Below are 26,404 nucleotides of genomic sequence, written 5' to 3'. Positions count from 1 at the left end.
TCTGAAAGCCTTCCCAGAAGGAAGATAGGAAAGTATTATTCGACATGAAAACGGTAGTTTGTGTAGGTTTTTGTTTGGCGACTAAACCATATCACTTACTACCGTTTTTGTTTTCAGTTCCCGCTAATCTGCGAAGAACCTAAAATAAGCGCTACGATTCCCTATCGTTACCCGAGTGCTCACGGCGTGTGGGCACTTCGGACCTAATCCCACACAAATTGACGATATTTCATTCCGCTGCAATCAGTTACACTAGCTGCATTATTCAATGGAACTTCGTTACTTATTCATATGGGATATCTATCTGCTATCACCCTGCTATGGGCATTTTCCTTTAGCCTGATCGGCGTTTATCTGGCTGGCCAGGTCGATGCCTGGTTTTCCGTTTTAACCCGGGTAGCACTCGCAGCACTGGTCTTTTTGCCCTTTCTGCGCAAACAGCACCTCCACCCTAAACTGGCCGTCAAGCTGATGGTTGTCGGAGCCTTCCAGCTCGGACTGATGTACTGCTTCTACTACCAGTCCTTCCTGTATCTCAGCGTGCCGGAAGTCCTGCTGTTTACTATCTTTACCCCGATTTATGTCACCCTGATCTACGATCTGCTGCACCGGCAGTTCTCGGCCTGGTACCTGATCACCGCCGCCATTGCCGTTGTGGGCGCAGCAGTCATCAAGTTTGAAGGGATCAACGAGAACTTCATTATCGGCTTTTTCATCGTACAGGGCGCCAATCTGTGCTTTGCCATCGGTCAGGTCGGCTACAAGCGCACCATGGAGCAGGAAAAGGCCGAACTGCCGCAGCACACTGTGTTCGGGCTGTTCTACCTCGGGGCAATTTGCGTTGCCCTGCCGATGTTCCTGCTGTTTGGCAACCTCGACAAGCTGCCGACCACCAACACCCAGTGGGGTATTCTTATCTACCTGGGGATCATCGCGTCCGGTCTGGGCTATTTCATCTGGAACAAGGGCGCCACCCTGGTCAATGCCGGTGCCCTGGCCATTATGAACAATGCGCTGGTTCCGGCCGGGCTTATCGTCAATATCGTCATCTGGAACCGCGATGTCGACTACCCGCGCCTGATCATCGGCGGGCTCATTATCATGGCCTCGCTGTGGGTCAACGAGACTTGGGTAAAACGCAAGGTAGACATGGCACGGACTTAAATCATGGCTTGAGGGGCAGTACATACAACAAAGGCGAACCCGGTAGGTTCGCCTTTTTATTATATCAAGCCCTCACTCTTGCAAAGCCCGTTCTTCCTAGAAACTAGGGCCTAGCACCGAGGAACTGCACTTAGATAAACGAAAACGCGTCGGCAAACATGCGATCGCGTTCGGCCCCTTTCTCTGCCGTAAACTGCTCTCGTGCAGCCCCGGCCATCTCAAAGCGACCACACAGGTAGATGTCGTAAGCCGACAGGCTGATAAAGTCATTGTCGACCGCTTCCAGCACATTGCCTACCTTGCCCTGCCAGTTCTCCGGGGCGGTTTCAACCACAGGCACATACGTCAGGTTACTGTGTTCCTTAGCTAGCGCCTCAAGCTCATCATGGGCATACAGCTGACAGGCGTCACGGCCACCCCAGTAGACAAAAATCGGCTGGCTCACACCGCGGCTCAGGCAGTTGTCCAGAATGCTGCGCACGTAAGAGAATCCGGTTCCACCGGCAATCATCAACAACGGCTTGTCGCTGTCTTCGCGCACCCAGGCCTCGCCATGCGGGGCTTCAATCTCAAAAGACTGGCTATTTTCAAGCGCAGCCTTCATCGCATCAACCACTTCGATCGCATACGGGTTATGCTCGGCAGCACCGATATGCAGCTCCAGCTCGCCCTCACGGCACGGGCTGCTGGCAATAGAAAACGGACGCTTGTCTTTCTCGCCCATCACAGCCAGCAGATACTGACCCGCTTTGAATTCTAGTTTTTGCTCTGGCTGAAGCAGAATACGGTAGGTATTGCACGCGAGCGATTCAACTGACTTTACTTCACATTTAATAGACATTGTTTTCCTCTAGTCTAACTCTAATACCAAGTCACTTTTGGCGGTGGCCTGACAGGTAAAGATCCAACCTTCGGCTTGCTCTTTCTCAGTAAGCATAGGCTCAAGCTGGTAACTTATCTCGCCAGATAGCTTGCGACAAAGACACATGGCGCATGCCCCGACCTGACACCGGTTAGGAAAAGCGACACCTGCGTTGAGCGCAGCCTGCAAGACAGTTTCCCGCTCATCGGCAGTAAACGTAATATCATGAGGCAACAGGCGTACTTGGTGCATATAATTACTCTCAAAGTGGTTAACTCCCGCTAGCCACTCATTCTCTTTGGGTTATTTCAAAATACCCAGCTCATCCCAGACAGCATCAACTCTGGCAACGATTTCCGGGTCTTTGCTGATAGGGGTCCCCCACTCGCGATCTGTCTCGCCCGGCAGCTTATTGGTGGCATCCATCCCCATTCTCGAGCCTGAACACAAGTTGTCGATAAGCACAGTATCACGGCTTGGATCCATCCGGGTCGTGACCGCCCAGATCACATCATTCCAGTCACGAACATTGACATCATCATCGCAGGCTATCACGAACCGGGGATCGGTAAATTTATCCAACAATGCCCAGACACCATCCATAACTCGCAGGGCCTGACCGGCTGTCTCTTTGCGAAGACTCACGATAGCCATTTTGCTGGCATCGGCTTCCGGCGGCAGATAAAAATCGACGATCTCAGGGTACTCCTGCATCAAAGCAGCGATCCCTGCTTCGATATCGAAACTAGCATCAAACGGACGCTGTTCTGCTGGCGAATTAGCGGTTTCAGCCTCCCACTTAATGGTGGCATCCAGTCCCATTTTCGAACCGAGACCGACCACCGGCGAGGCAAAGTCCAGCGAGTCGATCGGAGTATGCTCGATCATCACCGTATCACGCGTCGGCGCCATACGGGTCGTCATCGCCTGGATCACACTGTTCCAGTCCCGGGCGTTGACATCCTCGTCACAGACAATCACAAACTTGGTATACATGAACTGACGCAGGAACGACCACACGCCCATCATCACCCGTTTGGCATGGCCCGGATACTGCTTCTTCATAGTAACGACGGCCATCCGGTACGAACACCCTTCCGGCGGCAGGTAGAAATCAACAATCTCCGGGAACTGCTTTTGCAAGATAGGCACAAACACTTCGTTCAGTGCCACGCCCAGTACCGCGGGCTCATCGGGCGGACGACCGGTGTAGGTACTGTGGTAAATCGGGTCATTACGCATTGTAACGTGCGTAATCGTGAATACGTGGTGGCGCTCGACCTCGTTGTAGTAGCCGGTGTGATCACCATACGGCCCCTCATCGGCAAACTCATCGGGATCGATGTAGCCTTCCAGCACAATCTCGGCACTGGCTGGCACTTCCAGATCATTGCTGATGCTTTTCACCACTTCCGTTTTGCTACCTCGCAGCAAGCCGGCAAAGGCGTATTCAGACAAGGTATCCGGCACCGGGGTCACCGCGCCCAGAATGGTAGCCGGATCGGCACCGAAGGCCACGGAAACCGGGAAAGGCTTACCGGGGTGCGCCTCCATCCAGTCACGCAGATCCAGCGCCCCGCCACGGTGGGCCAGCCAGCGCATGATGATCTTGTTCTTGCCCAGCTTTTGCTGGCGGTAAATCCCCAGGTTCTGGCGTCTCTTGTTCGGCCCCCTGGTCACCGTCAGCCCCCAGGTCAATAGCGGGGCAACATCACCCGGCCAGCAGCTCATCACCGGAATTTTGTCCAGATCCACCGCATCGCCTTCCCAAACCACCTGCTGGCAAGGCGCTTTGCGCAGCCGTTTGGCCGGCATATTCAACACTTGCCTGAACACAGGAAGCTTATCGATGGCATCACGAAATCCGCGTGGCGGCTCGGGCTCTTTCAGGTAGGCCAGCAACTTGCCGACTTCACGCAGCTCTTTAACATCCTGCCGGCCCATTCCCATCGCCACCCGCTCGGGGGTGCCGAACAGGTTGCCCAGTACCGGCATGCCATAGCCGACCGGGTTTTCAAACAGCAAGGCCGGACCGCCGGCACGTAGCGTACGGTCACAAATTTCTGTGATTTCCTGATCCGGATCGACAGGCTGCTTAATTCGCTTCAGCTGGCCGATTTGCTCCAGATACGCAATATAGTCTCGCAGATCTTTGAATTTCATAGGCTCAATGCTATCCACTATCCAAAAGGCATCAAATCCCGATCTGGTCACCTTACCAGCCGGGATCTGCAATTAAAGTGGCAACATTATAACGAGTTGTTAACGTGAACACACTGGAAAATCAGTGAACTGGGGTATCAGGGCAATCTCGCCATCGCTGCCTTGAGGTTGTTTTTGACCACCTGGTTGCGGCTGTCGGAAGCCAACTTTTCCAGCCACTGCACGTAGCCTTGCTGGGCCAGCTCATAGGCCACCATCTCGCCGTCATCCACTTCATCCAGCTTCTCTCGCAGAAACTCCCTGGCCTCAATCGGCAGGGGCTTGAGAGTCACGAGGGCTTTGTAGGCAACAGGCTTCAGGGAAGGGTTAATCGTGGCGGCCATCAATTGTTTAACCGCGGCCGGAGCCGGAGCCAAATCGGCCAGCCGGTTCACCTCTGCCAGGCTGTATCGGTCCGTTCGGCGAAGCCATAACAGGTGATACATTTGCTCATCACCGGAAACCGCCGCCAACCGGGCAATAACCCCGTTATCCGGCAGCCACATCAGCTTGCTATCAGAGGTAAACTGGCTCACCAGTTGCGCGACCGCCTGCTCGGATAGCTCCGGAAGGTGTTTCAGAAAGAGATCCCGGCGTTTCTTCTGGCTGCGCAGATCCCCGGCCAGCCAGCCAGATAATACCAAGTCGCCAGACTCGGCATCGCGAACCATCTCCTGTGCCAGCAAAATCTGCTGCCACTCCATCACCAGGCTTCGAGCCTGGGCGCCGTAATGAAAGGCTGACTGGGTAACAAGGTAGCCATCACCTTGCTCGACCACGGTAAAGGCAGGCTTTCGCTCTGCCTGCGCCTGGAGCCAGATGGCCTTTGCCTGATCCAGCTCGCCGCTATCGAGCGCATGCTGCACCAGTTGGGCACGCACCGCTTCCTGCTGCAACAGGGCCAATTGGGAAAGATTAAACTCCAGAGCGCGAAAGTCACTCCGGTCATAGAGGGTTATCAGGGCCGCTACCCGGGTTTGTACCTGGGGAGAAGCAGCCACCTGTTTTACTTCCTGCTTCGAGACTTCAACGGCGACGGCAGGTTTCAGGCCGCCCGCCAGAAGTAACAACAGCATGCACCATCCTTGTCGCATGTCACCTCCTCACGATGAAGAACGCATTCCTTGCTAAGCGCTGCAGCCTGCTCACCCTCCTGGTGCACAATCAGCTGCGAAGCTAGCGCCTACAGTACCTCAATACAGTGATCAGCATCTACAATGAAATGTAATCGAATACTGTTTGATAGGATTATGCAGGATCTCTGCCCAATAAAAAACGCCACACAAGGTGGCGTTTCAGAAAACTGTGAGTTAGACAGCTAAATTATTACTTCTGACGGCGCATCGCGTCAAAGAACTCGTCGTTGGTCTTGGTCATCGACAGTTTGTCGATCAAGAATTCCATGCTGTCTGTTTCACTCATCGGGTGAACAATCTTACGCAGGATCCACATCTTCTGTAGCTCATCCGCTTTCGCCAGTAGCTCTTCACGACGGGTACCAGAGCGGTTGAAGTCAATCGCAGGGAAGACACGCTTCTCGGCAATCTTACGTGACAGGTGCAGTTCCATGTTACCTGTACCCTTGAACTCTTCGTAGATAACTTCGTCCATCTTAGAACCGGTATCGACCAGCGCGGTAGCGATGATAGTCAGGCTGCCGCCTTCCTCAACGTTACGTGCAGCACCGAAGAAACGCTTAGGACGGTGCAGGGCGTTTGCATCAACACCACCTGTCAGTACCTTACCAGATGAAGGCACCACGGTGTTGTAGGCACGCGCCAGACGGGTAATCGAGTCAAGCAGGATAACCACGTCTTTCTTGTGTTCAACCAGACGCTTAGCCTTCTCGATAACCATTTCTGCCACTTGCACGTGGCGAGATGCCGGCTCATCGAACGTCGAGGCAACCACTTCACCCTTAACCAGACGCTGCATCTCGGTCACTTCTTCCGGACGTTCGTCGATCAGCAGTACCATCAGCTCACACTCAGGGTGATTGTAGGCAATGCTCTGGGCAATATTCTGCAACAACATGGTTTTACCCGCTTTCGGCGGTGCCACGATTAGACCACGCTGACCTTTACCGATTGGTGATGCCAGATCAAGAACACGAGCCGTAATATCTTCCGTCGAACCGTTACCACGTTCCATACGCATGCGATCATTGGCATGCAGCGGAGTCAGGTTTTCAAACAGGATCTTGTTACGGGCATTGTCAGGCTTGTCGTGGTTAACTTCGTTGACTTTCAGCAGGGCAAAATAACGCTCGCCATCTTTCGGAGGACGGATCTTCCCGGCAATGGTATCACCAGTACGTAGGTTGAATCGGCGGATTTGGCTAGGAGATACGTAGATGTCGTCAGGGCCGGCAAGGTAAGAGCTGTCTGCAGAGCGGAGGAAGCCGAAGCCATCTTGAAGGATCTCTAGAACACCATCGCCAAAAATGTCCTCACCACTTTTTGCGTGCTGCTTGAGAATAGAAAAGATGATGTCTTGTTTTCTCAAACGCGCCAGGTTTTCTAACCCTAAGCTTTCGCCAAGCGCAACCAACTTCGAAATAGGTTGGTTTTTCAGTTCTGTAAGATTCATAGTGGTGGGTTTCTTGTCAGTCAAAATCGGGGTTCTATGTTAGTTGAGATAGTGTTGACCAATGGGGCTGGTCAAGGAATGAACAAATATACAATTTACGTGCAATAAGTTAGCACTAAACACGCCATCCGTCTAGCATAGTCGGAAGTCAAACCATGCACAACTGAGAAATTGCGCACGGTTCGGGCAAGAAGCGGCTTACAGGTTCGCGTCCAGGAACTCTTTAAGCTGGCTTTTAGATAGCGCACCTACCTTGGTAGCTGCCACACCGCCGTCTTTAAACAGCAGCAGTGTCGGAATACCGCGGATACCAAATTTAGGCGGCGTACCTGCATTCTGATCGATATTCAGTTTACCGATCGTCAGCTTGCCTTCGTATTCGTCCGCGATTTCGTCAAGAATTGGGGCAATCATTTTACAAGGGCCACACCATTCTGCCCAAAAATCGACTAATACAGGGCCCGCAGCGTTAATCACGTCATTATCAAAACTTGCGTCTGTCAGCTGCACAATCTTGTCGCTCATCTTCCACTCCAATGGTTGATTTTGTTGGCTGATTTCATTTTAACCAGCAAATCGATGCTCTATTTGAATGGAATCCGTTTCGTATTGCAACCCTAAGCTGATATTCTATACGAATGAAGACGACTCACATCACAGAGCAGAAATTTGCCGACCTGGGGTTAGACCCTCAGGTTTTACAAGGATTGGAAGCCAAAGGTTTCCATAATTGTACGCCTATCCAGGCGTTGGCATTGCCGGTATTGCTCACCGGCCGAGACATTGCAGGTCAGGCTCAAACAGGTACAGGGAAAACCCTGGCCTTCCTGACGGCGACTTTTAACTATTTGCTACTCAACCCGGCTGCGGAGGACCGTAAAACCAACCACCCTCGTGCCATCATTATGGCACCTACACGCGAACTGGCAATCCAGATTTACAACGATGCCAAACCGTTGCTTGAAAGCACTGGCCTGAAAGCCGGCCTTGCCTATGGCGGCGAAGCATACGAGAAACAGCAAAAAACACTGGAAGCCGGTGTGGATATCCTGATCGGTACCTGTGGCCGTATCATCGATTTCTACAAGCAGCGTGTTATCGACCTGCGCTCGATTCAGGCTGTTGTGCTTGACGAAGCCGATCGCATGTTCGATCTGGGCTTTATCAAAGACATTCGCTTCTTGTTCCGTCGTATGCCGGCACCAAAGGCACGCCTGAACATGCTGTTCTCGGCTACCTTGTCATACCGGGTAAAAGAGCTGGCGTTTGAGCATATGAACAATCCTGAAAGCGTGATTGTCGAGCCAGAGCAAAAGACGGGACACCGAATTCAGGAAGAACTGTTCTACCCGTCGAACCAGGACAAAATGTGTCTGCTGCAGACCCTGATTGAAGAAGAGTGGCCAGATCGCGCCATCATTTTTGCTAACACCAAACACCGCTGTGAAGACATCTGGGCGCACCTGGCAGCCGACAAGCACCGCGTGGGCCTGCTGACCGGCGATGTACCGCAAAAAAAACGTGTCCGTATTCTGGAGCAGTTCACCCAGGGTGAAGTGGATATCCTGGTTGCCACCGATGTTGCAGCCCGAGGCCTTCATATTCCTCAGGTAACGCACGTATTCAACTACGATCTGCCTGACGATGCAGAAGATTATGTCCACCGTATTGGCCGTACCGGCCGTGCTGGTGCCAGCGGTCACTCAATCAGTTTTGCCTGTGAGCAATATGCGATTAACCTGCCGGCTATCGAGACCTATATCGAGCATGCGATCCCGCTATCCAAATACGATGGTGAAGCACTGCTAGACGATCTGCCTGCGCCGGTCAGTATCCCGCGTTCACCACGCCAGGGCGGAAACCGTCGCAATAATTCATCTCGCCAGGGTCAGTCGCGCCAACGTAACCGTCGCCGCCCGCAGCACCAAAAACAACAGTAAGATATGTCTATGGAAAGAACAGTATCACCTCTGTACGCCGCGATAGATTTGGGGTCGAACAGTTTTCATATGTGGATTGTGCGGGAAGTCGCCGGCAGTGTGCAGACACTGGCCAAGATCAAGCGCAAGGTCCGCCTTGCTGCAGGTCTCAACAGCCAGAATGAGCTGAGTGAAGAAGCCATGCAGCGCGGATGGGACTGCCTGAGCCTGTTTGCAGAAAGACTGCAGGACATCCCCGACGACAACATCCGCATCGTCGGCACAGCTGCGCTGCGTACGGCCGTAAACTCAGATACTTTTCTTTCTAAGGCCAAAGATATTCTTGGCCATAGCATCGAAATCATTCCCGGTGAGGAAGAAGCCAGGATTATCTACCAGGGGGTCGCCCACACCTCAGGCGGGTGCGGCAAACGCCTGGTAGTTGATATCGGCGGCGCCAGCACCGAGGTTATTATCGGTGAAGGTTTTGACGCCAGTGCCCTGACCAGCCTGAAGATCGGCTGTGTCACCTGGCTAGAGCGCTACTTCAAAGATCGTTACCTGACGGCAGAAAACTTCGACGCGGCAATCAACGCGGCAAAACATGCGATAGAGCCGATCGTCGAGTCCTACCACGAGCTGGGCTGGGACACCTGTGTCGGTGCCAGCGGTACCGTTCAGGCGCTGCAGGAAATCATGCTGGCCCAGGGGATGGATGAAATCATCACCCTGCAGAAACTCAAGCGCATGCAGCGTCAGGCCATGCAGTACGAACGCCTGGAAGATCTGGATATCGAAGGGCTGACCCTGGAACGCGCCCTGGTATTCCCGAGCGGTTTGTCAATCCTGATTGCGATTTTCGAGTCACTGAATATCCAGTCGATGACCCTGGCCGGTGGTGCCCTGCGTGAAGGTATGGTTTACGAGATGATGAGCCAGATGCGCCATCATGATGTTCGTGAGCGTACCTTATTGAGCCTGCAGTCACGCTTCCAGCTCGACAGCCAGCATGCCGATGCCGTTGCTCACACAGCCCTGTCGCTCCTTGGCAGTTGCGAGCAGGCATGGCAGCTAGAGCCGCAGGCCAAATACCTGCTCAATGCCAGTGCCACCCTGCACGAGATTGGTACCAGTATCGAGTTCAAGAAAAGTGGTGACCACGCCGCCTACCTCATCAACAACATCGATCTACCCGGTTTTACCCGCGCCCAGAAGCACCTGATCGCCGAGCTGCTACGCCGCTACCGTGAACAACTGACCAGTTTACCGGAACAGCATGCTCTCTCGGCCCAAAGTGCTGCACGGATCCTGCGCCTGCTACGTCTGGCCGTGATCCTGTGTCACCGTCGCGACCATAACCACCAGCCACCGTTTACCCTAACCGTCGATGACAACACATTGACCCTGACTCTGCCTGCACGTTGGCTCAGCACCAACCCGCTGACCAAGGCAGAGTTACAGCAAGAAGCGGTTCGCCAGACAGACATGGGCTGGCCGCTGGTTATTGACGAAAGCGAGTAAAACCACAGCAACAAACCGTTCGATCAAAAAAGGCTCCCCAGGGAGCCTTTTTTATTCACTTAACGTGCGTCTGATTTAGCTACACGCCAGGGCTAAGAGAACAACCTATCACCATGATCTAATTGGATAATCAAACGCCGGAATTTAGCCCAAATTCAAAGAGAAAGCGCAGAGTTGATAACTATCAATGAGCACTTTCGATACAGAAGTTGGGCTAAATAACCAGTTTGAAATTCAATTAGCCAGTGATGCCTGAATGACGGAGTAAAGCATCTATCTTCGGCTCCCGGCCACGGAAGCGCTTGAACAACGCCATCGGCTCCTCGCTGCCGCCACGCTCGAGAATGCAGTCAAGGAAATCGGCACCGGTCTCGGTGTTGAAGATCCCCTCTTCCTCGAAGCGCGAATAGGCATCAGACGACAGCACTTCTGCCCACAGGTAGCTGTAGTATCCGGCGCTGTAGCCACCGGCAAAGATATGGCTAAAGCTGTTCGGGAAACGGCCCCACTCCGGACTTGGCACAACCGAGACGCGAGATTTGATATCCGCCAGGGTATCGAGTACCTGAGCACCGACTTCCGGATCGTAGTTGGTGTACAGGGTAAAATCGAACAGACCGAATTCCAGCTGGCGCAGGATGCCCATCGCCGACTGGAAGTTCTTGGCGTCCAGCATCTTGTCCAGCATTTCTTTCGGCAGAGGTTCACCGCTCTCATAGTGGCCGGAGATAAACGCCAGCGCCTCTTCTTCCCAGCACCAGTTTTCCAGGAACTGGCTCGGTAACTCGACGGCATCCCACGGCACACCATTGATACCGGACACGGCAGGTGCATCGACCTGAGTCAGCATATGATGGATACCGTGGCCTGTCTCGTGGAACAGGGTGACCACCTCGTCATGGGTAAACATGGCAGGCTTATCACCAAGTGGTTTGTTGAAATTACAGGTCAGGTAGGCTACCGGCTGTTGCAGGCTACCGTCAGTGCGGGTACGGCGTACCATACACTCATCCATCCACGCCCCGCCGCGCTTGTGTTCGCGGGCATAGAGATCCAGATAGAAGCTGCCACGCAGCTCGCCCGACGCATCGAAGATATCATAGAAGGTCACGCTGTCATCCCAGACATCGACGCCGTCACGTGGTTTCACGTCCATACCGAAGACGCGCTTCAGCACTTCGAACAGACCCGAGACCACCTTGTGCTCAGGAAAGTACGGACGCAGCTGCTCGTCAGAAATACTGTAACGGTGCTGCTTCAGCTTCTCGGCATAATAGGCAAAATCCCAAGGCTCCAGCGACTCGGCACCGAATTCAGAGGCCGCATAGTCACGCAGCTCGGCAACTTCACGCTCGCCCTGCGGCTTGGCGCGGGTTGCCAGATCATTCAAAAAGCCCAGTACCTGATCCGGCGTTTCAGCCATCTTGGTCGCCAGGGATTTCTCGCTGTAAGTGCTAAAGCCCAGCAGTCGGGCCAGTTCATGGCTCAGCTTCAGCTTTTCTGCAATGATATCGGTGTTATCCCACTTGCCGGCATTCGGGCCGCGATCGGAGGCACGGGTCACAAACGCCTCGTACATTTCCTGACGCAGCTCGCGGTTATCACAGTATGTCATCACCGGCAGGTAAGACGGAATTTCCAGGGTAAACAAATAACCGCTCAGATCTTTCGCCTCGGCGGCCGCCTGAGCCGCCTGCAGTGCTGATTCCGGCAAACCGCCCAGCTCGTCAGCGTTGCTCACCAGCTTGCTCCAGCCCATCGTGGCATCAAGCACGTTGTTGCTGAACGTCGAGGCCAGCTCCGACAGACGCTTGCTGATCTCGCCATAGCGGTGCTGATCGGCCGCTGGCAGGCCGATGCCCGACAGTTCGAATTCTTTCAGGGCATCGGTGATGGATTTTTGCTGCGCCGGGGTCAGTTGCTCGAAACTCTCATCGGCCTTAATCGCCTTATAGGCTTCATATAGACCTTTGTGCTGACCCACCCAGGTTCCGTAGTCGGAAAGAATCGGCAGACAACTCTCATACGCTTCGCGCAGCTCGTTGCTATTTTTCACCGCATTCAGGTGGCCAATTGGCGACCAGATCCGGCTCAGGCGATCATCGGTCTCGGCCAGCGGGGCGCAAATCGTCTCCCAGCTTGGCGCGGCTTCATTTGCCAATACCGACTCGACATGGGCACGGCAGTCGGCGATAGCCTGTTCAACAGCGGGCTTGATATGTTCAGGCTTGATTTGGGAGAACGGAGGCAGATCCGTCATGGTTAATAATGGGTTCGACATGCGCTAATCCTTAATTCTTCTATCCCTTATTAGATGTGTCTTCGGGCTTGTAAATTCAATCCCTTAATCGCGGTTTGTGATCGTGCTTATCCTTTCATTTTAACGTGTAATTAACCGCCTGTACGACTAAAGATCTGACCGCTTTCTGGATATTCGCCAACAATCCGCCATAATATGCCCCCTATCCCAACACTGACTACCTGTAGAGATCTCATTCATGCTGAGCTATCGCCACAGTTTCCATGCCGGCAACCATGCCGACGTGGTCAAACACATCGTACAAAGTCTGATCCTCGATGCCCTGAAGCAAAAGGATAAGCCATTTGTCTATCACGATACCCACTCGGGCGTCGGCCGCTATGATCTGCAGGATGAACGCAGCGAGAAAACCGGCGAGTTCAAGCAAGGCATTGCCCGCCTATGGTCGCGTGATGATATTCCCGCTGACATCACCTCATACATTGATGCGATCAAGGCACTAAACGACAGCGATGATCTGCGCTACTACCCGGGCTCGCCGCGTGTCGCCCGCGCCCAGATCCGCCAGCAGGACCGTATGGTTCTGACCGAGCTGCACCCGACGGACTTTCCCCTGTTGCTGCAGGAGTTCCGTAGTGACCGCCAGGTAAAAATCTACAAGGAAGATGCCTTCCTGCGACTAAAAGGCAGCCTGCCGCCGAAAGAGCGCCGTGGCGTCGTGTTGATCGACCCGCCCTATGAGCTGAAACATGAGTACATGGATGTCGTTAACGCCATCGCGGAAAGCTACAAGCGCTGGGCAACCGGTACCTATGCGATCTGGTATCCGGTTGTCTATCGCGAGAATATCGACAAGATGCTGAGAGGCCTTGAAAAGTTGGGAATACGCAAAATCCTGCAAATCGAGCTGGGCGTCGAGCCGGATACGACCGAGCGAGGCATGACCGCTTCCGGGATGATTGTCATCAACCCGCCGTGGAAACTGGAAAGCCAGATGCAGGCCATTCTGCCCTGGTTACAGCAGGCTATCGCTCCAACCCATGGTCATCACACCGTGCAGTGGGTGGTACCGGAATAACCGGCTTCGAGCATAATTAACCGAGGCGGGTACCAGCCCGCCTTTATTCTTTCCTGCCATCAGTTATTACTATCCAGCCCGACTTTCTCGATCCTCCCCTCTCGTAACTCCCTGCGTTCTTGATTACACTAGGTTTAGCTAATAAATCGTAGAATTAAGCGGAGAAAGTCATGGCAAAGCATTTTGATTACATTTGTATCGGTGGCGGCAGCGGCGGTATTGCATCAGCAAACCGCGCAGCAATGCACGGCGCCAAGGTTGCGCTGATCGAAGCCAAAGCGTTAGGCGGTACCTGTGTAAACGTCGGCTGTGTTCCGAAGAAAGTCATGTGGCATGGCGCGCAAATTGCCGAAGCCATGCACCTGTACGCCAAAGATTACGGCTTCGATGTCGATGTCAAAAAATTCGACTGGAGCAAACTGGTAGAAAGCCGCGAGGCGTATATCAGCCGCATTCATACCGCATACGATAATGTGCTTGGCAACAACAAAATTGAAGTGATCAATGGTTTTGCCCGCTTTGTTGATCAAAAAGAAGGGGGCGATAAGAAGACCATCGAGGTAAACGGCGAGCACTATACGGCCGATCACATCCTGATTGCCGTCGGCGGCGAACCAACTATTCCTAACGTACCGGGTGCCGAGCACGGCATCGACTCAAACGGTTTCTTTGAGCTTAACGAGCAGCCAAAGCGCACTGCCGTGATTGGCGCAGGCTATATCGCCGTTGAAATCGCCGGCGTACTGAGTGCACTGGGTACCGACACTCACCTGTTTGTCCGCAAGGAATCCCCACTACGCAGCTTTGACCCGATGATCATCAATACGCTGGTCGAAGTGATGGATGCGGAAGGCCCGACCCTGCACACCCACTCAATTCCGAAAGAAGTTGTGAAAGAAGCAGACGGCTCTGTCACGCTGCACTTCGAAAACGGCGAATCTCACAATACCGATGTCCTGATCTGGGCTATCGGCCGTAACCCGACCACGGACAAAATCAACCTGGCCGCTACCGGTGTTGAGACCAACAGCCGCGGCTACATCAAAGTTGATGAGTACCAGCAGACCAACGTCGACGGTATCTACTGTGTCGGCGATATCATGGAAGGCGGTATCGAACTGACACCTGTCGCTGTCAAGGCCGGCCGCCAGCTTTCTGAGCGCCTGTTCAACGGCAAAACTGACGCCAAGATGGACTACAAGCTGGTCCCGACCGTGGTCTTCAGCCACCCGCCAATCGGCACCATCGGCCTGACGGAGCCTGAAGCCATCGCCGAGTACGGCGAGGACAATATCAAAGTCTACCAGTCCGGTTTCACCGCCATGTATACCGCTGTAACCGCGCATCGCCAGCCATGCAAGATGAAGCTGGTATGTGCCGGTCCGGACGAGAAGGTTGTCGGCCTTCACGGTATCGGTTATACCGTTGACGAAATGATCCAGGGTTTTGGTGTCGCGATGAAGATGGGAGCTACCAAGGCAGACTTCGACAGCGTCGTGGCTATCCACCCTACGGGCTCGGAAGAATTCGTTACCATGCGCTAAATAACTACAGGCTAGTGGCAGTTTCCACCAGCCTAAAGATAAGTCTTCTGTAGACAACCTACCAAGCTGGTTAGAAGCCTCACTGCAGCGCATCTAACCAGCTTTTTGTTATACGGCTTTTCACTACACGCTACACCTCTCCTAATCAGCTCAACAGAGATCGTTACAGCCAACTCCGCTCAACCGCTTTAGTACATAACCCCCGCCACCATTATTAACCCCTGATGAACATAACCCTCACCATTCATTCAAACCCCAAATGAGAAGATCGAGACATATTGACCCATTAAAGGAAAACCACCAATGGAATGTCGCTGTACTCAGGTGATTAGAATTAAAAGGAACTTCTGGCAACGTTTGCTCTATAAATCGATCTATCGCTGCAAGCAATGCAGCAAGGTTTTCAAATTATAAAGGGAACAATGAACGGTGGAGGACATGCCACAGCCTCCATTTCAATTACTTAACAAAGTGCATATCTTGTCATCACACCTTAACTGCAAGTAACTGCAAACAAGCTATTTGACAGAATAAAAGTGAATAAATACACATTAAACACCGCAAAGTATTCCATTTCCAAACTAAAAACTGTAACCTTTCACCACCTGATTATGGATGATCAGTGAATATTTATTCCGAAAGGCATAGAGCAGTTATTTACTCCCAGTCAATACAGTTAGTTAAAGGTCGAGTATGCAGGATCAGGCGATAGCAACATCATCCAGAAACAAAGCCACGTGGCTTATGTTTCTTCTTCCTTCACTGTTAGGTGTGTTTCTGTTCATGGCACCTATCGAATACCAGGACACCCTAACCATTCCTATTGCAGTGCTGGCCAAGTCCGTTCAGACGCTGTTTGACGGTATGCTGACAGCCATTGTGACATTCGTGATCTCCCTGACCGCAGGGGCAGCCATTTTGACCAAACTCTTCAAGCCTCGAGCGATCACCGAAAACAGCTTTTTGAGCGGCCTGCTCAACCCGACGTTGCCATGGTTTGTTGTCCAGCAAATGGGCGCCGTATTCGTCCTGATGACCTTCTTTGGCATTGGTCCAGAGATGATCCATGATGGCGCGACAGGCGGCCTGGTACTCAATGACTTGTTGCCTGTTCTCTTTTCGGTATTCCTGTTCGCTGGCCTGCTATTGCCGCTTCTACTGAACTTCGGCCTGCTTGAGTTTGTCGGTGCCCTGTTTACCCGTATCATGCGTCCGCTCTTCAACCTGCCGGGACGCTCTGCCGTTAACTGTATTGCCTCTTGGCTGGGTGACGGTAGCGTCGGTGTACTGATGACCAGCAAACAGTACGAGAGCAAAATCTACACCGAACGTGAAGCTGCCGTGATCGGTACCACGTTCACTGCCGTCTCTATCACGTTCAGCCTGGTGGTTATTGCTCAGGTTAACCTGGAACATATGTTTGCCCCGTTCTATATGACGGTTTGTCTGGCAGGTCTGGCAGCAGCTGTCATTGTGCCTCGCCTACCGCCGCTATCCTGGAAAAAAGATAAGTACATCGACGGTACCGATCTTACCGAAGACTACGAAGCCGTACCGGCAGGGAAAACAGTTGTGAGCTTTGGCCTGGAACAGGCTCTTAACAAAGCGGCTGAAGTAAAGAGCCTGCGCCATGTCATCACAGAAGGCGTGAAAAATGCTGTGGACATGATTTTCGGTGTGCTGCCTGTAGTAATGGCAATCGGTACTGTCGCACTGGTGATCGCTGAAAATACGCCGGTATTCAGCATCCTCGGACTGCCGTTTATCCCGTTTCTGGAGCTACTGCAAATTCCGGAAGCGACAGCAGCGTCTGAGACCATTGTGGTCGGTTTTGCCGATATGTTCCTGCCGTCAATACTGGCATCCGGCATCGAAAGTGATCTGACTCGCTTCGTCATTGCAGCGATGTCTGTGACCCAGCTGATTTATATGTCGGAAATCGGTGCCCTGCTGATCGGCAGTAAAATCCCGGTTAAGCCATGGGAGCTGTTCATGATCTTCATCCTGCGTACTATCGTAACCCTGCCGGTCATTGCGCTGATGGGACACCTGTTCTTTTAACCACTAGTGTATCCTTATATAAAAAACCAGCTGCCCGTCAGCTGGTTTTTTTGTATCTGCCTATCTGCACCTTCACCTCATCCTGACACCACCGATTAATGCCTATACTCGCCTTGATCTTTTAAGCATATAAATCAAATAATTAAGAGGAAAAATGCATCCACAAGAATTCAGTGCACAAATATCAAGCATTCAGCTATGAAATGAAGGTGAGGTGTCACATATATAAAAGCGAGACATTGATCGTAAAAACATATCCGGTATATATGTGCGCGAAATTATGTGAGCAACAACACATAAAAAAACTAAAAATCATAATCTTAATCACATAAAACACATTAGCTAGGAAATCTTCATGCACTTTAAATACTCAGTGTTAGCAGCGTCTTTAGCGGCGACTCTCTCAATGACAGGCTGTGGCGGGGATGGCAGCAGTGGCTCGGTCACTCCAGCACCTCAACCAGAATCTCAGCCAAAATCTTTTACTTTTACGGTCATTGACGGCTATATTGCCAATGCAGCGATTTCTGTCGATACAGATAACAGCGGTACCTGTGAGACCCCCCTTCATCAGACAGATCTGAACGGCCAAATCAAAATTCCTGCAACCTACCAAAACAATAAGGTTTGTGCAGAAACCACTGATGACTCCATTGACTCAACACGTGGTCCACTTAAAGCCGGCATTAAACTATCCGCTCCTGCCGGTTCTAAAGTCGCAACACCGTTTACCACGATGAAAGTTAACCTGATCGAAACCGGACTCTCCGCATCAGACGCTGAAAAACAAATCATCGACGCACTAAATACGCTCAACCTGACATCAGAGCAGGTATTTGGCGATTACATTGCGGCAGCAAATAACAATACAAGCGCTGATCTTAACCTCGAAAAACTTAACCTTGTTGGCGAAACACTGGTTGATCACCAGAACCAGGTAGAACTGAAGACACTAAAAGAAATCTCAACGGTAGTCGCTGCTATCGATGATGCTGAAATATTGGAAAAAACGGCTATCACCGTCAGCGATGAAGGTCTGGTTAGTAAAAATGAACGGCCAAAAATCACTTCTGACAGTGAGGCAAAAATAGCCCTCGTTCAAGATATGACGATGCCAGAGATTCTGCTCACTGCCACGGATGCTGACAGCGACAAGATCAAGTGGACATTTAGTGGCCTGCCTAAGGGTATCTCAGCCACTATCAATGAGCAGAACAATACTGCAACACTTGCGGGCACAACTGCTCAAACAGGGACATTCAAGGTACAAATTGTTGCTATCGATGCGCAAGGTGCTCGCTCCATGGTAACTCACCTGACCTTCACGGTCGAAGGCAACCAAGCCCCACAGCTAAAGCCTGATATAGAAATGAAAGACGTGGTGGCCTCATATGATCAAACGATTGATCCGATTGAAACAAGTGGCTATTTTGACGATCCAGAAAACGACCTGCTAACCTATAGCGCAGCTGGGCTACCTGCAGGTCTAGCAATCAATGAAGGAACGGGTGATATTACCGGTACAATCAAACAAGCGGGAAAATTTAACGTTGAGGTTACCGCGAAAGATTTACGTAATAGCTCTCAGGCCCTGCAATTTAGCATCATCATTAAAAATGAAACACCGCCAGTCACTGGCCAAATCGCACCACAAACCATCAAGCAAGGTCAGGACATTCAGCCTGTCGATCTATCTATGTTGTTCGGGACTGATCCTGATGGTGGAGAAGTTACCTATGAGTTTGAGAATGCACCATCGGGCATTATTCTTGTGGGACACACTCTGAAAGGAAACAGCCAGAAAGCCGGGGTTTTCCCAATCCGGATTTACGCTGTTGATGATGAAAAGGAGCGCTCTGAAGCCGTTTCATTTGAACTGACCGTAGAGAAGAAAGAAGGTGAGTTACCGGCACCTGAGTATTCTTTTGCCGACTACGAAGGTAAGCCGCTCAGTTGGCTGGTATGGGAAAACAGCGAAGGGTTTATACAACTCGAGCTTACTCTTGCCGATAACACAATTATCAGCGAAGAAAAAGCTATGGGTTCCTACACTGTTCAGGATAACGGCAGTATTATCTTTGACTTAGATGATGAAAATGTTCAGGAAGTCATCTCTATAGCCTACTCTAACAATGGCACCGAGCTGCTGATCGATGCCATTGAGGGTATAAACGAAGTTATCATCCAGAATAAAGACAAAGCGGCGCTAACAACACTGCGTGATAATTTAACCAAGGTTAAATCTAATGGTCAGGCTTTTGCACCCGATACTCCATACGTGAGGGTGTATGACGAGAATTCAGACTCATCGAATGGCAACCCAGACTGGCGCTGTGAAACCGTCACATTCACTTCCGGTAACACCGTAAACATCGCAACCTGCGATGCGCCGGAAAAGCAAGAAAAGATCAAATACGTGTATGACAAAACCAGCCATATTTACACCCTGTCAGAAGGTGAAGACTCTTTTGAGTTAGCAATTGCAGGCGGGAAAGATCAATTACTGCTTGTGGCAGAGAAAGATTTTCCAGCCTCTTTCTTCTTCAAAGATCATAAAGAAGGCAAAGATTTCCACCAGGCAGTCTATAAAGAAAAACCAGCAATGGGTAAGGATCAGTTAAAAGCACTGATTCAAGATATCAACACCCTGACTAACAAAGGTTTTGTTGAAGGTAATTTAAATCAGTTTCTAAATGGAACGCCAGAACTCCCTATGTTTGAGCAACAAGGGACTTTCCGCTGGGATGTCAGCCCAAGCAACCCGATTAATATCTATATTGTCGGTAAGCAAGGTACTGCCATTGATGCTCGAATCACAGATGCAATTGCGTACCATGAAGCGTTATTAGGTGATATTTTTACCGAACCTAGATACCTTGATATCGACACTAGCAGTTACCGTGACTTTAACAAAGGTGGTAGCCAATCGGTTGACAACGTTATCGAGAAGCTACAACAGGACTATCAATCCGTAGGCGGAATCGAGCGTGCTTTTGTCTTCAGTTTAGACACTGCGGTTGTGATCCCTGAAGTTGGCGATTACTCCAACATGAAAGCCAATGTAAGCTACGGACCTTACACCGGCGCAACAACAGCCATGGTCAATCCAACTACACATGCCTTTAGCAATGATTGGGTATCTTGGATTAACTTAGGTAACATGCCGACAGACGGCACACCCGGTGCCGTGTGGGACAAAGAGATAGTGATCCATGAGATGGGACATGCACTTGGTTTACGACACCAGACTGATGGTAAAGAACAGTATTACGGTAAATGGTCACCAGAAGCTGCATGGGCGTTAAAGACAATTTATACGAATGAGCCAAACACACCGTTTGATGCCATCGAAATCGCCACTCAGCCAGAAGTTAATTACTAGCCTTCTTTTCTCAGCCAAGTAACAAAGGCGGCCTCCCGGCCGCCTTTTCAATCTCGCAACTCTAACCTAGTAACTCGCCGCTACCCTTTGTAAATCTTCGGGTTAAAGACATCGCGCAGCCAGTCGCCCAACAGGTTGATAACCAGTACCAGGGTCACCAGTACCAGACCTGGGAAGGCCGTGATCCACCATGAACCCGAGAAAATGTAGTTAAAGCCGATGCTGATCAGCGAGCCCAGTGACGGCTGATCAACCGGCAGACCTAACCCGAGGAAAGACAGGGCGGCTTCGGACATAATCGCATTCGCCACCTGTACGGTCGAAATAACCAGAATTGGAGACAGGCAGTTTGGCAGAATATGACGGAACATGATACGAGGCGCCTTAAAACCCATAACACGAGCGGCCTCAACATACTCTTTCTTCTTCTCGGCCAGTACCGAGGCACGCACTGTCCGCGCGTACTGCGGCCATTCCGCCACCCCGATAATCACCACCAGCATCACTACCGCATACTGGGCAAATAACTCGGCACCCAGTGCAGTACGGAAGATAGCCGAAACAATGATAGCTACCATCATGGTCGAAAAAGACAGCTGAACATCGGCAAAGCGCATCAGGAAGCTGTCGACACGGCCGCCGTAATAACCGGCACTCAAGCCGATAACCACGCCAAGTATCAACTGCAAACCAACGGCCAGAAGACCAATCGTCAGCGACAGACGTGAGCCGTAAAGCATGGTCGAGAAAATATCTCGTCCCTGATCATCGGTACCCAGCAAGAAACGGCTATCACCCTCTTCCATCCATGACGGCGGCAACTCAGAGTCCATGATATCAATGGTAGACAGATCGTACGGGTTAGTCGGTGCTACCCAAGGTGCCAGCACCGCCGAGACCACAAAAACCATAAAGACCGCAAAGCTGAACATTGCCACTTTGTCTTTGAGGAAATAATACAGAATGTCCGATTGCTTAAATCGTTCCCAACGGCTCGGCGCTGCTACTGTCGTACTACTCATGACTTACTCTCCTTTGCCAGTCAGGTTGACAGTCGGGTTAACCAAACCATACAGCAGGTCAACAATGGTGTTGGTGACGACGAAGATCAGACCAACAAAAATAACGTATGCGGTGATCAGCGGGGTATCAACACGGTTAATCGCTTCGAGGAACAAGAAGCCGGTACCCGGCCACTGGAACACCGTTTCGGTCAAAATGGTATAAGCCACCATGGTACCTATCTGCACGCCGCCTACCGTCAGCACCGGTAGCATGGTATTTTTCAGTGCGTGCTGATAATAAATTTTATTCATCGCCAGGCCCTTGGCCTTGGCAAACTTGATGTATTCCGAGCTCAGGACTTCCAGCATCTCAGAGCGAACCAGACGGATAAACAGCGGCAGCATGATTGATGCAAGAGCCACACAAGGCAACACGAGATGGCGAAGTCCGTCGAGGGTAAAGAAGCCTGACTCCCAGCCAAGCAGGTTGTAGGTGTCCCCCCGACCGAAAGAAGGCAGCCAGCCAAGTTCAATCGAAAATACATACATCAGCATGATCGCTGTCAGGAACACAGGGATCGAGATCCCGATACTACTGAAAGCCATCACCACTTTGGTAAACAGGCTATTGGGGTGGATAGCGGAATAAACCCCGAGTGGTATCGACACCACTATAATGATTAACGTTGCCCCGAACACCAGCTCCAATGTGGCTACCAGCTTGTCGAGAATAACGTCGACTGCCGGACGCTTAAAGAAGTAGGATGTTCCTAAATCTCCCTGAACGGCATTGCCGAGAAAACGGCTGTATTTGGCTACAAACGGGTCGTTCAAACCCAACTCATCACGTAGTTGTTGACGTTCAGCTTCTGATACCGACTGCCCCACCAGCTCGCGCAATGGGTCGCCAAGGTTATCCTGAATGGCAAACGCCACCAGACTGATCACAAACATCACTATCAGTGCCTGAAACAGGCGCTTGACCAGAAACGTAAACATTCCTTGCCCCTTTTATCATCCTGAAAATCAGTGCCGGAAAACCCTTTCCGGCACTCAGCTTACTTTATTGCTTGATTTCTTGGTGACATAACGTCTTATAACAAGTCGTTAGTCGACAACAAGATCACCAAAATATGGCATTACCATCGGGTTAACGATGTCGGCAGCATGAACGTTCGACTTAGCACCCCATGCTTCACTCTGCCAGTGTAGAGGGACAAACGCCGCCTCGTTGTACAGGGTTGCTTCCACTTTCTGCAGGATCGCAGCACGCTTGGCCGGATCAGTTTCTACGTTTGATGCTGTAACCAGCTTATCAACCTCGGCATTTGAATAGTGGCCACAGTTGTACTGACCTTTACCGGTTTCCTTATTACGCGTCATGGTCAGGAACTCAGAGAAGTTCGCTGAGTCCTCTGTATCCGAGTGCCAGCCGATCATCATCATGTCAGCCGCACAGACATCGAACTCAGGCCAGTATTGCGCTTTTGGCAACGTCTTCAGATCAACCTTGATGCCAATTTTCGACAGCATCGCCGCAGCAGCCTGAGCTACCTTGGCGTCATTCACGTAACGGTTATTCGGTGCCATCATGGTTAGCTTGAAGCCTTTCTCATAACCGGCTTCTTTCATTAGCTGCTTGGCTTTTTTCAGATCGTAACGTGGAACCAGCTCTTCACTGTAGCCCGCGTAACCAGAAGGCCCCTGTTGACCAGCCGCTGTCGCAAAGCCTTTCATGATTTTCTTCACGATGCCTTCGTTATTGATCGCATGCACAATCGCCTGGCGAACACGTACATCTTTCAGTGCTTCATTGCTGCTCTGGTTCATCTGGAAGGTGATAATACGAGTACCCGGCAGAGTAACCAGATCGATACCCTTAGCACTCTTCACGCGCTTATGATCATTCGGGGCAACCGGATGAATCATATCTACACCGCCAGAAAGCAGCGCGGCAACACGGGTGGCATCTTCTTTGATTGGTAGCAAGGTCAGCTTATCAACATTACCTTTGGACTCGTTGTCCCAGTAATCCGCAAAGCGCTCAAACTCAACCTTCACACCCTGCTCACGGGCAGTCACGATGAAAGGACCGGTACCGGACAGGTTGGTTGAGGCAAAAGAGTTGCCGTGCTTAACAAGCTCTGCTTTATCTCTGCCGTCTTTTGTTTTACCGCTATAGAACTTGCTGTCCATCGGGAAAATGTAAGTTGCAGTCTGCAGTACCAGCGGGTAAGGACCGGAAGATATCAAATCGATCGTGTAATCGTTAACTTTCTTAAGCTCTGTATACGGTTCGAAGATCGCTTTAAAGTCTGGCGAGCTCTTCAGACGATTGAATGTCCATACCACATCATCTGCGGTCATGACGTTGCCAGAATGGAACTTCACACCTTCACGAAGCTTAAAACGGAAAGTGGTGTCATCGATACGCTCCCAGCTTTCAGCCAGACGCGGCTCAAAATCCATCTCTTGGGTAAAACGTACCAAGGGATCAAATACCATATGGGACAGTTGCAGTGTGCCACCGGAAAGCTGCTCATGCGGATCCAGTGATACAGGGTCAGCACTATAGCCAACTTTGATGTCAGCTGCTGCTGCACTAAAACTCAGGCCTGCGGCCATTAAAGCGACTGCCAGCTTGGTCTTGATGGTTTTCATTGCATAGCTCCTTTATGCGGGGGAGAGAACTCCCTTGCCGTTGTGTTTGCTTGTTATTGGTTCTTGCATATACCAGCCCCTGCCACCGCGTCTCAGGCGATGGCGGCAGAGGTTAAGCTAACTTCAATCCTTCTTGGCTCATGCCTTTAAACTCTGGCATCAGCGAGATAAGTTGTTTGCTGTATTCATGCTGTGGCGCGGTAAACAGCTGCTCGGTCGGTGAGACTTCCAGCAGTGTGCCCATTTGCATCACACCGATGCGGTCACACATCTGGCGGATCACAGGCAAATCGTGGCTGATAAACAGCATGGTGAGGTTCAGCTCGTCCTGCAGATCTTTGAGCAGGTTCAGAATCTGTGCCTGTACCGACACATCCAGTGCCGAAGTCGGCTCATCACAAATCAGCAGCCGCGGGCGGGTTGCCAGGGCACGGGCGATAGAAATACGCTGGCGCTGCCCTCCGGAGAATTCGTGCGGATATTTCACTCCCGAAGCTCGGCCCAAACCCACATGATCCAGCAAATCATTTACGATTTGACGGGTCTGCGCTTCGTTGTCAGTCAGTTTATGGAAGCGAATCGGCTCGGCAATGATGTCGAAAATTTTCATCCGCGGGTTCATCGAGGTATACGGATTCTGGAATACCATCTGCATCTGGCGACGCAGCGGACGGCGCTCGGCCTCGCTCTTGAGAGCAGTAAGGTCGATACCTTCAAACACCACCTTGCCGGAGTTAGGCGGATACAGGCCGGCGATCACCCGGGCAATGGTTGATTTTCCTGAGCCAGATTCACCAACCAAGCCAAATGTCTCACCTTCGAAGATTTCAAAGCTGACATTATTGGATGCCTGAACGTATTCACGGCGACTTTCAAAGAAAGAGTTCTTGGTGATAAAGCGCAAATTGACATTTTCAACCTGCAGCAAGGCGCCACTATAGCTGCGCTGATCTTCACTTTGGCCCAGCCAGTGGTTCTTGACGTCCAGCTGGGTCATTTCCTGCGCTTCTTCAATGTAGCTGACCAGCGGGAAACGCTTCAGCTTAACATCAGAGCGCGGTACCGCAGAGATGAGGCTCTGGGTATAGGGATGATTCGGACGGCCTAACACCTGCTCGGTGGCACCAATTTCAACCAGATCGCCACGGTACATCACCGCAACCCGATCCGTCACATTGGAAACAACCCCCATATCATGGGTAACCAACATACAACCGACGTTTTTCTTGACGCAGAGATCGCGAATAAGATTAAGAATTTGGTCCTGAATCGAAACATCCAATGCCGTGGTAGGCTCATCGGCAATAATCAGATCAGGCTCACCCGCCAGTGCAATCGCAATCACCACTCGCTGGCGCATCCCGCCGGAGAACTGATGGGGATACTGCTTGATCCGCAGTTCAGGCTGAGGAATACCGACCTGCTCCATTAAACCCAGAGCACGAGTATAGGCTTCTTCCTGACTCACCTGTAAATTGGTGATGATCGTCTCTGTCAGCTGTTGCTCGACCGTAAACAGAGGGTTCAGTGATGTCATCGGATCCTGGAAAATAAAACCAATTTTCGACCCACGCACTTTTCTCATCTGCTCAGGCGTTAAACCTGACACTTTTTCACCGTCGAGATACACATCACCACTGGCGATTTGTCCCGGCGGGCTCAGCAAATCAATCACCGCATTACCGACTGTGGATTTACCTGCGCCTGATTCTCCCACCACACCGACGATTTCACCGCGCTCAATCGAGAACGACAGCGATTTCACTGCGGCATGAACACCATGACGAGATGGATATTCAATGCGGAGATTTTTAACTTCTAATAATGCCATTACCAGACCCCAACTGCTTGGCAGCGTTCTGCCCTGTCTGAAAAATTGAATCCTTTCATTTCCAGCACAAATTGCTGAATACATGTTAAGCAGTCAATTTGGCAAAAATTTCACAGAAAATCAACAAAACAAGCTGAAAAACTGCAGAAATGAATAATTTTCGAATAATTAATCATTATATCACGTTCAAAAAGCAAACAAAGCAAGTTTAAGCAGTCATCTCCACCGCCAGCGAGCGCTTTGTTTATCAGCACATCACGCTAGAAATATCGTTATAAGCTATACCATCACCACAGCGCATGATGAATAATTTCTCACACGCAAAA

18 protein-coding genes are annotated in these 26,404 nt (G+C 51.2%); 7 read left to right on the top strand and 11 right to left on the bottom strand.

What is annotated here, in order from left to right:
• Positions 1-291 precede the first annotated feature (291 nt).
• The gene (locus EIZ48_RS25935) at positions 292-1,164 is read left to right on the top strand and encodes a carboxylate/amino acid/amine transporter (RefSeq protein WP_160658066.1); all 873 of its coding nucleotides are present in this window, start codon (positions 292-294) and stop codon (positions 1,162-1,164) included.
• A gap of 130 nt (positions 1,165-1,294) precedes the next feature.
• On the opposite strand, the gene fre is transcribed toward EIZ48_RS25935, so the two are convergent.
• The 6 genes from fre to trxA all read right to left on the bottom strand — a co-directional run bounded on the left by fre (position 1,295) and on the right by trxA (position 7,342).
• The gene (gene fre / locus EIZ48_RS25930) at positions 1,295-2,005 is read right to left on the bottom strand and encodes an NAD(P)H-flavin reductase (protein ID WP_160658064.1); all 711 of its coding nucleotides are present in this window, start codon (positions 2,003-2,005) and stop codon (positions 1,295-1,297) included.
• A 9-nt stretch (positions 2,006-2,014) separates the two neighbouring features.
• Positions 2,015-2,278, bottom strand: coding sequence for a 2Fe-2S iron-sulfur cluster-binding protein (locus tag EIZ48_RS25925; RefSeq protein ID WP_075763276.1), 264 nt, complete (start codon positions 2,276-2,278; stop codon positions 2,015-2,017).
• Between the two features lie 51 nt (positions 2,279-2,329).
• Positions 2,330-4,189 carry a 4-hydroxy-3-polyprenylbenzoate decarboxylase gene (gene ubiD / locus EIZ48_RS25920; protein ID WP_160658061.1) on the bottom strand — a complete coding sequence of 620 codons (1,860 nt, stop codon included), beginning with the start codon at positions 4,187-4,189 and terminating at the stop codon, positions 2,330-2,332.
• A gap of 137 nt (positions 4,190-4,326) precedes the next feature.
• Complete coding sequence (locus tag EIZ48_RS25915) at positions 4,327-5,322, bottom strand: hypothetical protein (protein ID WP_240153104.1); 996 nt, start codon at positions 5,320-5,322, stop codon at positions 4,327-4,329.
• Between the two features lie 232 nt (positions 5,323-5,554).
• Positions 5,555-6,817 (bottom strand): transcription termination factor Rho, encoded by a 1,263-nt coding sequence (gene rho, locus EIZ48_RS25910; protein ID WP_075763278.1) that lies wholly within the window; start codon positions 6,815-6,817, stop codon positions 5,555-5,557.
• 198 nt (positions 6,818-7,015) lie between these two features.
• Positions 7,016-7,342, bottom strand: coding sequence for a thioredoxin TrxA (gene trxA / locus EIZ48_RS25905; protein WP_075763279.1), 327 nt, complete (start codon positions 7,340-7,342; stop codon positions 7,016-7,018).
• Between the two features lie 113 nt (positions 7,343-7,455).
• Between trxA and rhlB the strand changes: the two genes are divergently transcribed.
• On the top strand, positions 7,456-8,757 hold the full coding sequence (gene rhlB / locus EIZ48_RS25900) for an ATP-dependent RNA helicase RhlB (protein ID WP_160658060.1): 1,302 nt from the start codon (positions 7,456-7,458) through the stop codon (positions 8,755-8,757).
• Between the two features lie 9 nt (positions 8,758-8,766).
• Positions 8,767-10,257 (top strand): guanosine-5'-triphosphate,3'-diphosphate diphosphatase, encoded by a 1,491-nt coding sequence (gppA, locus tag EIZ48_RS25895; protein ID WP_160658058.1) that lies wholly within the window; start codon positions 8,767-8,769, stop codon positions 10,255-10,257.
• 238 nt (positions 10,258-10,495) lie between these two features.
• On the opposite strand, the gene prlC is transcribed toward gppA, so the two are convergent.
• The gene (gene prlC / locus EIZ48_RS25890) at positions 10,496-12,538 is read right to left on the bottom strand and encodes an oligopeptidase A (RefSeq protein WP_160658056.1); all 2,043 of its coding nucleotides are present in this window, start codon (positions 12,536-12,538) and stop codon (positions 10,496-10,498) included.
• Positions 12,539-12,755: 217 nt separating this feature from the next.
• Between prlC and EIZ48_RS25885 the strand changes: the two genes are divergently transcribed.
• The 4 genes from EIZ48_RS25885 to EIZ48_RS25870 all read left to right on the top strand — a co-directional run bounded on the left by EIZ48_RS25885 (position 12,756) and on the right by EIZ48_RS25870 (position 20,582).
• Positions 12,756-13,595, top strand: a complete 840-nt coding sequence (locus EIZ48_RS25885; RefSeq protein WP_160658054.1) for a 23S rRNA (adenine(2030)-N(6))-methyltransferase RlmJ — start codon at positions 12,756-12,758, stop codon at positions 13,593-13,595.
• Positions 13,596-13,765: 170 nt separating this feature from the next.
• A complete protein-coding gene (gene gorA / locus EIZ48_RS25880) occupies positions 13,766-15,139 on the top strand; it encodes a glutathione-disulfide reductase (RefSeq protein WP_160658053.1) in 1,374 nt (457 codons plus the stop codon).
• A gap of 693 nt (positions 15,140-15,832) precedes the next feature.
• Positions 15,833-17,200, top strand: a complete 1,368-nt coding sequence (locus EIZ48_RS25875) for a YjiH family protein (protein WP_160658052.1) — start codon at positions 15,833-15,835, stop codon at positions 17,198-17,200.
• Positions 17,201-17,555: 355 nt separating this feature from the next.
• Complete coding sequence (locus EIZ48_RS25870; RefSeq protein ID WP_160658050.1) at positions 17,556-20,582, top strand: putative Ig domain-containing protein; 3,027 nt, start codon at positions 17,556-17,558, stop codon at positions 20,580-20,582.
• A gap of 80 nt (positions 20,583-20,662) precedes the next feature.
• On the opposite strand, the gene EIZ48_RS25865 is transcribed toward EIZ48_RS25870, so the two are convergent.
• The 4 genes from EIZ48_RS25865 to EIZ48_RS25850 all read right to left on the bottom strand — a co-directional run bounded on the left by EIZ48_RS25865 (position 20,663) and on the right by EIZ48_RS25850 (position 26,078).
• Positions 20,663-21,604 (bottom strand): ABC transporter permease, encoded by a 942-nt coding sequence (locus EIZ48_RS25865; protein WP_160658049.1) that lies wholly within the window; start codon positions 21,602-21,604, stop codon positions 20,663-20,665.
• Between the two features lie 3 nt (positions 21,605-21,607).
• Complete coding sequence (locus EIZ48_RS25860; RefSeq protein WP_160658047.1) at positions 21,608-22,585, bottom strand: ABC transporter permease; 978 nt, start codon at positions 22,583-22,585, stop codon at positions 21,608-21,610.
• A 108-nt stretch (positions 22,586-22,693) separates the two neighbouring features.
• Positions 22,694-24,247 (bottom strand): ABC transporter substrate-binding protein, encoded by a 1,554-nt coding sequence (locus EIZ48_RS25855; protein ID WP_160658045.1) that lies wholly within the window; start codon positions 24,245-24,247, stop codon positions 22,694-22,696.
• Positions 24,248-24,359: 112 nt separating this feature from the next.
• Positions 24,360-26,078, bottom strand: a complete 1,719-nt coding sequence (locus tag EIZ48_RS25850) for a dipeptide ABC transporter ATP-binding protein (protein ID WP_160658043.1) — start codon at positions 26,076-26,078, stop codon at positions 24,360-24,362.
• Between the last annotated feature and the right edge of the window lie 326 nt (positions 26,079-26,404).

It is taken from the genome of Photobacterium alginatilyticum (genome assembly GCF_009910675.1).
Lineage (GTDB): Bacteria > Pseudomonadota > Gammaproteobacteria > Enterobacterales > Vibrionaceae > Photobacterium > Photobacterium alginatilyticum.
This window is presented reverse-complemented; position numbering and strand designations above follow the sequence as displayed.